The following is a 10,273-nucleotide window of genomic DNA, read 5'->3' as shown; positions in this document are numbered from 1 at the left end:
AATGATATATAATAGAATGTGTCACATGGTTTGGTGACTATAGCGAGAAGGTCACACCCGTTCCCATCCCGAACACGGAAGTTAAGCTTCTCAGCGCCGATGGTAGTTGGGGGCTGTCCCCCTGCAAGAGTAGGACGTCGCCAAGCTGGCATTATTCCACAGTAGCTCAGTGGTAGAGCTATCGGCTGTTAACCGATCGGTCGTAGGTTCGAATCCTACCTGTGGAGCCATACGGAGAGCTGTCCGAGTGGCCGAAGGAGCACGATTGGAAATCGTGTAGGCGGGCAAAACCTGTCTCAAGGGTTCAAATCCCTTGCTCTCCGCCAGATATATGTGGCCCGTTGGTCAAGCGGTTAAGACACCGCCCTTTCACGGCGGTAACACGGGTTCGAATCCCGTACGGGTCACCATTAATATTAAATAATTACTGGAGGATTAGCTCAGCTGGGAGAGCACCTGCCTTACAAGCAGGGGGTCGGCGGTTCGATCCCGTCATCCTCCACCATATAATCGTCGCGGGGTGGAGCAGTCCGGTAGCTCGTCGGGCTCATAACCCGAAGGTCGCAGGTTCAAATCCTGCCCCCGCAATTAAAATGAGATATTTTCAAGGAAACTTGAAAGTACTTTGGTCTGGTAGTTCAGCTGGTTAGAATGCCTGCCTGTCACGCAGGAGGTCGCGGGTTCGAGTCCCGTCCAGACCGCCATTTTAAATAAAATATACATAGGCTCAGTAGCTCAGTCGGTAGAGCAAAGGACTGAAAATCCTTGTGTCGGCGGTTCGATTCCGTCCTGAGCCACCATTTATATAATATTGCCGGCCTAGCTCAATTGGTAGAGCAACTGACTTGTAATCAGTAGGTTGGGGGTTCAAGTCCTCTGGCCGGCACCAGTAGGTTTCGGAGGGGTAGCGAAGTGGCTAAACGCGGCGGACTGTAAATCCGCTCCTTCGGGTTCGGCGGTTCGAATCCGTCCCCCTCCACCATCTCTATAGGGGCATAGTTTAAAGGTAGAACTAAGGTCTCCAAAACCTTCAGTGTGGGTTCGATTCCTACTGCCCCTGCCAATCATATAATGGCGGCTATGGCGAAGTGGTTAACGCATCGGATTGTGGCTCCGACACTCGTGGGTTCGATTCCCACTAGTCGCCCCATAAATATATTAAGTAATATTATTAATGGGCTATAGCCAAGCGGTAAGGCAACGGACTTTGACTCCGTCACTCGCTGGTTCGAATCCAGCTAGCCCAGCTTTATGCGGAAGTAGTTCAGTGGTAGAACACCACCTTGCCAAGGTGGGGGTCGCGGGTTCGAATCCCGTCTTCCGCTCCAAATAAAATGGCGGCATAGCCAAGTGGTAAGGCAGAGGTCTGCAAAACCTTTACCACCGGTTCGAATCCGGTTGCCGCCTCCATCATATTGTGCCGGTGTGGCGGAATTGGCAGACGCGCACGACTCAAAATCGTGTTCCTTCTGGAGTGTCGGTTCGACCCCGACCACCGGTATTCTGTAAAACTAAAACCCTTTTTTCGCGATATAACAAGGATTGTGAGTTTAGTCATTATGACTGAACATGCAATCCTTTTATTGTTTCTATAATATTTATGGTTCTATACTAAATGTTGCGGTTAGAGAATTTTAAGCAATCTAATGAAAAATCGGAAAGAGTTATTCTCCAATTATTTGGAACACGATTTTTGTTCTTAACCCCCAAAAATACCACTCCCGCAACCTAATTCTAATATCCTACTATTTTTTCTAGTAAACCATATTGCTCCATTAACCAAATATGCCAATCTTTTTTATTCGTGCTAAATAACTCATGTAAGGATACACGTGCGTTTAGGTTAACTGAGTTTTTTATTTGATTTTCTAGAATCTCCCTTCTTGATTAAACTATGCTGCTTTTTGGGTGAATAAAAAACGCCCCTATTCTTCAATAGGGACTGAACTTTTAACTTGTTTCTGGTGTTCATCTAGCAGTTTGCGAAATTTCTTAATGTCTTTTAAAATGGCTTGTTTTCACTTCTATTAAAAATGCTTACCAAGCGTATACCTCAGGTGTCTCTCCCCCAGGCCCTGGAAAGATTTCGTTCAATTCGCGGAGAATGTCCTCTTCTAAACTAATTTCAACCACTCTAATGACGTCACGTAGCTGCTCTATGGTTCTTGGTCCAATAATTGGGGCTGTCAAATCTGGATTTGCAAGGACCCACGCCAAAGCGACGTTAGCTTCGCTTTCCCCTAGTTCCTTGCATAAAGCAGAAAATCTCTCAAGCTGTGTACGGTGCTTTTCAATTAAATCAGCCCTTTTAGCTGTTCGAGTTCCAACATTATCTTTTAAGGCATGGCCTCCGAGAAGCCCTCCTGCAATAGGGCTCCACGCAACTACACCTAAACCAAGATCTCTCGCAGCCGGTAATACCTCCATCTCAGCTGTTCGCTCTAATAAACTATACTTATGCTGTTCAGTGACAATCCCCATAAAATTCCTTTTCTCTGCTGCAGCCTGTGCTTTTACCAAATGCCAGCCTGCAAAGTTGCTTGATCCAATATAGTCGACTTTCCCTGATCGTACCTGAGTCTCGAAAGCTTCCCATATTTCATCCCATGGTGTCCGCCGATCTATATGATGCATTTGATACAATTCTACATGATCTGTCTGTAACCGTCGCAGTGACCCTTCTAGATGGCGTCTGATTTTGTAAAGAGACAAACCTCTCACATCATTTGGTCCATCATTCGGATCAGAAATCGGCTCGTAAACTTTTGTTGCCAGAACGATTTTCTCTCGGCGTTGTCCCCCTTGCGAGAACCATTTTCCAATTATGCTCTCTGTCGCTCCTGCATTTTCTCCCCAGCCATAGATGTTGGCAGTATCGAAAAAATTAATTCCTGCATCGAGCGCTTCATCCATAATACGGAAAGCGGTCTTTTCATCTGTATCAACTCCAAAATTCATGGTACCCAAACACAAACGGCTAACACGTAATCCTGTTCTTCCTAAATAGGTATATTCCAAAATAAACCCCTCCATTTTTATTTTTTTCGTGTAACAGATGTTAATGTTGTTGATTATCTTACTTATAACATTTTGTCTTTTACTGAAATCAAATTGTTCAACTACCTTCTTACTTTCTGTTACTATAAAAAAGACGAAATCAACTTGAAATGGACGCAAGAATTATAAATAATTAACAGGGGGTATCTCAAGTGGATGTAGAATATCTTTGGAATAAATTTCACCTACCATTAAAAAAATTTATTTCGTTTAGAGTTCATGATCAATCTATGGTTGATGATATCCTACAAGACGTATTTATAAAAATACAAGTTCATCTCCCGAATCTGATTGATGAACAAAAAATTCATGGTTGGATTTATCAGATTACCCGAAATACCATTATTGATTTTTATCGCAAAGAAAAATCAAACGAAAAATTTCCTGATCATATTTATTTCTACGACGAAACCACCGAGGAAAATTTTACAAAGGAAGCAGCTATGTGTATTCAGTCAACTATTAAAAGATTACCGGGAATGTATCGCGAAGCTCTCGAACTCACTGAAATCCAAGGATTAACACAAAAAGAATTATGCGAAAAACTAGGTATTTCTTATTCAGGAGCAAAATCAAGGGTTCAACGTGGACGCGAAAAATTAAAACAACTGCTGGTAGGGTGCTGTCATATTGAATCAGATCGATATGGAAATATCATCGACTTTCGTATTTTGAAAAAATAACCGCAAGGCTATGTGTAAATCCTAACATACAAAGATATTGGGAAATGAAGGCCATTTTTTTTATTGATGCGAAAATCGTTGAATGTTCCTGTTATATATCCCCTTCAAATCAACAGAAATGTTTCTTCTTTTTAAAGACCGTTTGATATTAATGCAATGACAAAAATAAAGAATATTAGAAATCCTGATAAACGGTATGTATTATTTAACTAAAATCCGCTTCTTCTGCGGTATAACAAGGATTGTGGGTTTAGTCATTATGGCTGAACACGCAATCCTTTTTGTTTTGGTCGGATCTTATAATCGTGTACGTAAAAATATGGTGCTACCTACCTTATTAACAATAAAAGAGTGTTGAGAATGGTAAAAAGAAGAACGATAATTGAGGATTTACACGAAGAGGAGCAAAAATTATTAGTAAATGTCGTTGAGTATAAAAAACCAGAAGAAAAAGAAGCGAAATAAGAAAAAGAGAAAAAGGCAATTGAAGTCACTAAACTCAAAGAAGGCGTATAAATCCGTTCTAGAGCAAATGGGGGATAAACCAGTTTTAGTTCGCACATTGAAGGGAGGCGCGGGACAGGCACTTTGTCTCTGTTACACCAGGGACAAAGTGCCTGTCCCTTTGTCCCACTAATTAAAGTTTTTAAATTGAAGATGATTTTTTAAAACTAATGTCGAATAGATTAATAGATAAATATAAATTAGGGGGAGAAAGAAATGAGTAACAATGAGCAAAGATATTTAACCATTGAAGAAGTTATATCATTACCTCAATTTAGGGATACGGCTATTAGTCCTGATGGAAAGAAAGTAGCCTATGTTAAACAAACCGCGGACTGGGATGGTAACGGTTATCCGCAGCATGTTTGGGTTTATGATAGGCAAAAAGAAACGCATTACCCTGTATCTGCTGGTAATATTGAGAGTATGCACCCAAGGTGGTCACCGAATTCTCAGCAGCTTGCTTATTTAATTTTTGTTGGAGATGGGGATAAAAAAAGAAAACAAATTTTTCTACACTCGAGTGATCAGGTTGACCGTATCCAAGTTACATATTCAGAAACTAATGTTGATAGTTTTAAATGGTCACCGGATGGAAAAGGAATCTTTTATCTTACACAGCGCGGGGAATCAGAGAAACAAAAGAAGCGTAAGGAAATGTATGGTGAATTTAGTTATGTAGATGAAGATTTTGAGTATAATATGCTGTATTATTTGGAAGTTGGAAATAGCCAAAATAGAGAGTGGAGCCATTATCCAAAGGATTTACGTGAAAAGAATGATGAAAAAGCAATAGCCTTAATAAGCGATTTAGATGTTCACATTCAGGGTTTTGATGTGTCTCCAGATGGAAAAAGAGTGGTATTTTTGGGAACACCAACCCCACGTATAATAGATCATCTTGAACAGACCTTGTATATGTTAGATGTGCAAACGAAAGTGATCACCACATTAGATGTATCATCACTACTTACTGAAAATGTGTTATTTTCACCTGATGGTTCTAAAATTTGTTATACACGTTATTTAGAGGAAAAAGCCTTTTTTAACAATATGATTCTAGAAACTTATCATCTGGAAAGCAAAGAAACGACTCGTCTTGCTAAGAAGATTGATGAGAATATTTTCCCTATTATGTGGACAAATCGTGGTATTCTAATTTCTTGGCAAGCCAAGACAAATATTTTAGCAGGTCTTGTTTCAGAAGATGATGAGTTACATTATCTAGTTGACAAGGAAGACATAGTTGCGACAAGTCCAACGATCACAACGAATGGGGAAGTTTTTGTTTGCGTAAAAGCGACATCGGAACAAGCAGCCGAAGTTTATGTGAATGATCAGAAAATAACAGATCAATATAAGTTATATGAAGGAAAATTGAAAAGTAAGAAAGAAGTAATTAGCTGGAAAACGAAAGACGGGTTAGAAATTGAAGGAATTCTCTCACTACCTGTCGATTATGATCCTTCTAAATCTTATCCACTGGTCGTTGCTGTCCACGGTGGGCCGACTGGGACATCCTTTGCCACACCGACTACAAACAAATATCAGCCGATAGAATCATTTGTGGAAAAAGGATTCTTAGTGCTCGAGCCTAATTACCGAGGCAGTGCTGGATATGGTGAAACGTTCCGAAAAGCCAACATTCGAAAACTCGGGCTTGGAGACTATGAAGATGTAATATCTGGAGTTGACTACCTAATTGAAACAAGAGGAGTGGACCCTGAGAAAGTTGGTATTTTAGGATGGAGCCAAGGGGGATACATATCTGCATTCTGTGCCACATATAGCAATCGTTTTAAGGCAATATCTGTAGGTGCAGGTATTTCCAACTGGATGACTTACTATGTCAATACGGATATTACACACTTTACGCGTTTTTATTTAGGATCGGATCCGTGGAAGGATGAAGCCATTTATCGCGAAACATCACCGATGACGTATATCAATAATGCCTCCACACCGACATTAATTCAGCATGGAGAAGTGGACCCGCGCGTTCCTGTTCCCAATGCTTATGAACTTTACCGAGGTTTAAAAGACGTGGGTGTTGATACAAAGTTAGTCATATATAAAGGCATGCAGCACGGATCGACGAAGCCAGGAATAAATCGAGCGATTCTCAAGCAGAATTTAGATTGGTTCTCTTATTATATTTTGGGAGAACCGCTGGATGAAGAACGGGTATATTAACAAAGGATCTTTAAGTAAACTTTGAATTAATGCTGAAAAGATTCTACGAAGTAAAATAGACTCCATAACTTCTATAATGGAACACAACAATCTATGCAATCAAATACGGTAGAACATTATTAATGCATGAATGGGAGGAGATTTTTGGGCTGGGATGTTGCAACTAAGTTAGATATGAATTCTTTTAAGTCAAAATTATTCTTTTCCAAGTTCATTATAAAGCTGTACATTATTATGTTAAAAGAGCATCGATTTCGATGCTCTTTTTTAGGATTGAAAAAAATTACTCTCTTTTATATATATGGTTATGCCCACCTAAGCTCCTTATTTTAGAAATATGTTCAAATTTATCTCAGTTTTCCGAACCTCTATATCGTCTGAAAAATTCAAATCAGAAACTATAAAATTGCAGCTGTGATTATTGTAATCCTTTATTGAAATTAAAAGGGATTTCCTTGCCATCAAATATTCACAATTTATATACAACATGGTGACTGAAACCATATATGAAATATGAGGAACTATATCTATAGAACTTATTAAAAGGAATATTGGCAAATGGACAACGAAAATTAAAAATAAGTTATTTTTATATGAAACATAAGGTATTAAAGCCAGTTTGTAAAAACCACGATTACAAGCATTTTATAACTTTTTAGAACTGCTGCAATTAATCCCCCTATACCCAAACTGCCTTTATTTTCTTGCTCATTTTCTTTGCACTTTTTATTTGTTCATAGTAAAGTTTATAGTGTTGAAATTTTACTATTGATTCTTTAAAGTGTGCTATAAGTGTTAAATGATACAGGAGCATTTTACTTTTTTATTTTGGGATGAGAGTTTGATTGGGTATCCCATAATGAGAGGATTGGAATTTGAATATGAAAGATAATTTTTGGCGTGATTTACCACGACCATTTTTTATACTTGCACCAATGGAAGATGTAACAGATGTTGTTTTTCGTCATGTCGTGAGTAAAGCAGCTAGACCTGATGTGTTTTTCACAGAGTTTACAAACACGGTGAGTTTTTGTCATCCAGAGGGAAAACAGAGTGTGCGTGGGCGATTGACTTTTACAGAAGATGAACAACCAATGGTGGCACATATATGGGGAGATCAGCCCGAATATTTTCGGCAAACGAGTATTGGTGTGGCGAAACTTGGGTTTCGAGGTGTGGATATCAATATGGGCTGTCCTGTGCATAATGTGGCTGCTAAGGGTAAGGGAAGCGGTCTTATCCTCCGTCCAGAAGTGGCTGCCGATATCATACAAGCAGCAAAAGCGGGGGGATTGCCTGTAAGTGTGAAGACAAGGCTTGGTTATACGTATATAGATGAATGGCGGGATTGGTTAACACATATATTGAAACAAGATATCGCTAACCTATCTATTCATCTGCGTACAAGAAAGGAAATGAGCAAAGTAGATGCTCATTGGGAGCTGATTCCGGAGATTAAAAAACTTCGTGATGAGGTAGCACCAGATACTCTTTTGACCATCAATGGGGATATTCCTGACCGTCAAACTGGCTTGAAGCTCGTTGAGGAATATGGCGTTGATGGGATTATGATTGGGCGTGGTATTTTTGCAAATCCATTTGCCTTTGAAAAAGAGCCGAAAGAACATAGCAGTGAGGAATTGCTGGATCTCTTAAGATTGCAGCTTGATCTTCATGATAAATATTCAAAAGAATTTGAGCCGCGTCCATTCAAACACCTTCTCCGCTTCTTTAAGATATATGTCAAAGGGTTTCGAGGAGCAAGTGAATTAAGGAATGAATTGATGAGCACCAAATCAACAGATGAAGTGCGTGAAAGGCTTGATAATTTTATGAAAGAATGCTGATGGAAAAAGGGACAAGTCTATTGTCCCATAGCATGTAATTCTTTTACTAATAAAAAGAACCATATATATGAATCCATATATCTAACCAGGAACGAAACTAATAAGTTCCTGGTTAATTATTATGTCCAAATCCAATTTGTTAGTTTTTCGTTGATCTTATGCTAATGATTATTACTTGTTTTAAAAAGTTTTATCTATCTAAGTCCCATAAGGATCTTCCATTTTGATTAATGACTGACTGTCTAAAAAACTCATCACCCTATTTCCTTCCATCACTTACTTTAATAAAATCTCCATTGTCGGTTTCATCTGAATGCAGATCTGGGGCAATTGATTTTACCTTCAGGCTACTCTTTACCCCCTAATAAAGCAGTTATATGTAGAATTGGAATGAATCTTTCCATTTTAAAATACAATGGGCACATGTAGTCTTGACAGGAAATAATACGGCACCATATAATTAGGTTACTTATTAATTGGGGTGAACAGAATCGTTGAATACAAATGTAAAATCAAATGAATCGTTGAGCTTATCTTTTTGGGATAGTCATTTTGATATATTAATTCAATTATTAGGATTGGCACGTGAGTTGGAACATGAGCTGACTTCCAAGTTATCGTATTTCGAATTGTCTAATGGAAAGTTAAAAGTTCTATTCTCTATACTAAACCATGAACGTCCTCTTAATCCTTCCGAGTTAGCTGAGGATATTGGAGTAACTCGCTCCACTATGACGGGGTTACTTGATGGTCTGGAAAAGGACGGATTCATTAGAAGAAGTACTCTCGATGATCGGAGAAAAACAGCCATTTATTTAACTGAAAAAGGAAATAATGTTTTGGATACATTAATTCCCCTATATAGGAAACATGTTACGAAAATACTCTCTAAAACAACGGAAGAAGAGCAACAGCTTTTAGTGAATCTGTTAGGGAAAATCAAAGATGGCTTGCAAGAAGTAAAGGAACAAAATAATTTTCCTGGATGAAATGCGGTATGCATGAAAAAAGTTTCATGCGTCCGTATACTTAGGTAGTTTGGCTCCTTATTAATTGATTGGTGTTGTTATATTATTTTCAGCAAGATTATTGTATAGGATATTGCTGTAATGCTAGAACATGTTTTTTTACTTATATAGTTAGGTGCCGTATTATCTCCGGGATGAATTGCAACTAATTTAACTCTGTTTGGAGGTTAGTTATGAAGGCCTATGAAATTATGAATCAACAAGTCTATAAGGTAAAGGAAAATGACACTGTCCGGTCTGTTATTGAGAAGTTTATTTCACATCGTATCAGCGGGCTTCCGATTGTAAATGATAGAAACGAAATCATAGCATATATGAGTGACGGCGATATTTTACGATATATTGGCAAACATGAGGATATCATTTTCAATGCAGCTTCCTTAAATTTTTTTATCCAACGGGATGTGGAGGAATTTGAGCAGAGAACACAAAGATTGCTAAGATTGAACGTTCTTGAAATTGCTAAAAGAAAAGTTATCAAGGTTTCATGGAATGAAGAAATAGAAAATATCGCAGCCATCTTAGGAAAAAAACAAATAAAAAAACTGCCAGTAGAACGAAACGGAGTGTTAGTTGGAATCATTAGCCGTGGAGACGTGATTCGGCATTCATTTAAATCCATAATATAACATCATATTTTTTGGGATAAGGGGACAGGTACCATTTCCCACAAGTTGTTTAGACAATATGAAGATGTCCATAGAACCGTTATTTGAAAATAGATTAATCAAATGACGGTTCTCTGTCTGATTATATATCCTTTTTTTAGTTGCTATGCAACAAAAGCATTCGTTAGCAAAAATATTCAAAATGTAGGGGTTATGCCTAATAATAAAGAAAATCTAATAGTTTAAGCTATTTATAATTCCTTCTTGGCTATTTCTGCCTCTTACATAGCATAATGTGGGGACAAATGCTTCATTATCGCCTTAAAGAGGCTGGGACAAAACCCTCCTCTGAA

General features: G+C 38.5%; 6 protein-coding genes, 15 tRNA genes and 1 rRNA gene. 21 read left to right on the top strand and 1 reads right to left on the bottom strand.

Features of this window, described 5'->3' with window-relative positions; all coding sequences use genetic code 11:
* The first annotated feature begins 29 nt into the window (after positions 1-29).
* From rrf to CWO92_RS24470, 16 genes are all read left to right on the top strand, one after another.
* A 5S ribosomal RNA gene (gene rrf / locus CWO92_RS24545) occupies positions 30-146 on the top strand.
* A 9-nt stretch (positions 147-155) separates the two neighbouring features.
* A tRNA-Asn gene (locus CWO92_RS24540) sits at positions 156-230 on the top strand.
* Between the two features lie 3 nt (positions 231-233).
* Positions 234-326, top strand: a tRNA-Ser gene (locus CWO92_RS24535).
* A gap of 9 nt (positions 327-335) precedes the next feature.
* Positions 336-410 (top strand) — tRNA-Glu (locus tag CWO92_RS24530).
* Between the two features lie 19 nt (positions 411-429).
* Positions 430-505 (top strand) — tRNA-Val (locus CWO92_RS24525).
* 9 nt (positions 506-514) lie between these two features.
* Positions 515-588, top strand: a tRNA-Met gene (locus CWO92_RS24520).
* Positions 589-627: 39 nt separating this feature from the next.
* Positions 628-704 (top strand) — tRNA-Asp (locus CWO92_RS24515).
* 20 nt (positions 705-724) lie between these two features.
* Positions 725-800 (top strand) — tRNA-Phe (locus tag CWO92_RS24510).
* Positions 801-813: 13 nt separating this feature from the next.
* Positions 814-889 (top strand) — tRNA-Thr (locus tag CWO92_RS24505).
* Positions 890-898: 9 nt separating this feature from the next.
* Positions 899-982, top strand: a tRNA-Tyr gene (locus tag CWO92_RS24500).
* A 7-nt stretch (positions 983-989) separates the two neighbouring features.
* Positions 990-1,063, top strand: a tRNA-Trp gene (locus CWO92_RS24495).
* 11 nt (positions 1,064-1,074) lie between these two features.
* Positions 1,075-1,150, top strand: a tRNA-His gene (locus CWO92_RS24490).
* Positions 1,151-1,175: 25 nt separating this feature from the next.
* Positions 1,176-1,247: transfer RNA gene (locus tag CWO92_RS24485), tRNA-Gln, on the top strand.
* Between the two features lie 6 nt (positions 1,248-1,253).
* Positions 1,254-1,328, top strand: a tRNA-Gly gene (locus tag CWO92_RS24480).
* Positions 1,329-1,336: 8 nt separating this feature from the next.
* A tRNA-Cys gene (locus CWO92_RS24475) sits at positions 1,337-1,410 on the top strand.
* 9 nt (positions 1,411-1,419) lie between these two features.
* A tRNA-Leu gene (locus tag CWO92_RS24470) sits at positions 1,420-1,501 on the top strand.
* Positions 1,502-2,037: 536 nt separating this feature from the next.
* Here the strand turns inward: CWO92_RS24470 and CWO92_RS24465 are convergent.
* Positions 2,038-3,018, bottom strand: coding sequence for an aldo/keto reductase (locus tag CWO92_RS24465; protein WP_101356793.1), 981 nt, complete (start codon positions 3,016-3,018; stop codon positions 2,038-2,040).
* Positions 3,019-3,209: 191 nt separating this feature from the next.
* Here CWO92_RS24465 and sigZ point away from each other — a divergent pair, with 191 nt between their 5' ends.
* The 5 genes from sigZ to CWO92_RS24435 all read left to right on the top strand — a co-directional run bounded on the left by sigZ (position 3,210) and on the right by CWO92_RS24435 (position 9,941).
* Complete coding sequence (gene sigZ / locus CWO92_RS24460; RefSeq protein WP_101356792.1) at positions 3,210-3,740, top strand: RNA polymerase sigma factor SigZ; 531 nt, start codon at positions 3,210-3,212, stop codon at positions 3,738-3,740.
* 720 nt (positions 3,741-4,460) lie between these two features.
* Positions 4,461-6,437: a S9 family peptidase gene (locus CWO92_RS24455; RefSeq protein ID WP_101356791.1), complete on the top strand. Its 1,977-nt coding sequence runs from the start codon at positions 4,461-4,463 to the stop codon at positions 6,435-6,437.
* Positions 6,438-7,318: 881 nt separating this feature from the next.
* Positions 7,319-8,284, top strand: coding sequence for a tRNA dihydrouridine synthase (locus tag CWO92_RS24445; RefSeq protein WP_101356794.1), 966 nt, complete (start codon positions 7,319-7,321; stop codon positions 8,282-8,284).
* Between the two features lie 494 nt (positions 8,285-8,778).
* Positions 8,779-9,273 (top strand): MarR family winged helix-turn-helix transcriptional regulator, encoded by a 495-nt coding sequence (locus CWO92_RS24440; protein ID WP_101356789.1) that lies wholly within the window; start codon positions 8,779-8,781, stop codon positions 9,271-9,273.
* A 212-nt stretch (positions 9,274-9,485) separates the two neighbouring features.
* Positions 9,486-9,941 carry a CBS domain-containing protein gene (locus CWO92_RS24435; RefSeq protein WP_101356788.1) on the top strand — a complete coding sequence of 152 codons (456 nt, stop codon included), beginning with the start codon at positions 9,486-9,488 and terminating at the stop codon, positions 9,939-9,941.
* Positions 9,942-10,273 lie beyond the last annotated feature (332 nt).

Source organism: Heyndrickxia camelliae, from assembly GCF_002844575.1.
Lineage (GTDB): Bacteria > Bacillota > Bacilli > Bacillales > Bacillaceae_C > Margalitia > Margalitia camelliae.
The sequence above is the reverse complement of the archived record's forward strand: the minus strand, read 5'-3'. Positions and strand labels throughout refer to the sequence as shown.

Coding starts and splice junctions, on each gene's coding strand:
- CWO92_RS24455 (WP_101356791.1), top strand. CDS start 4,461: ATGAGTAACAATGAGCAAAGATATTTAACCATTGAAGAAGTTATATCA.
- CWO92_RS24445 (WP_101356794.1), top strand. CDS start 7,319: ATGAAAGATAATTTTTGGCGTGATTTACCACGACCATTTTTTATACTT.
- CWO92_RS24435 (WP_101356788.1), top strand. CDS start 9,486: ATGAAGGCCTATGAAATTATGAATCAACAAGTCTATAAGGTAAAGGAA.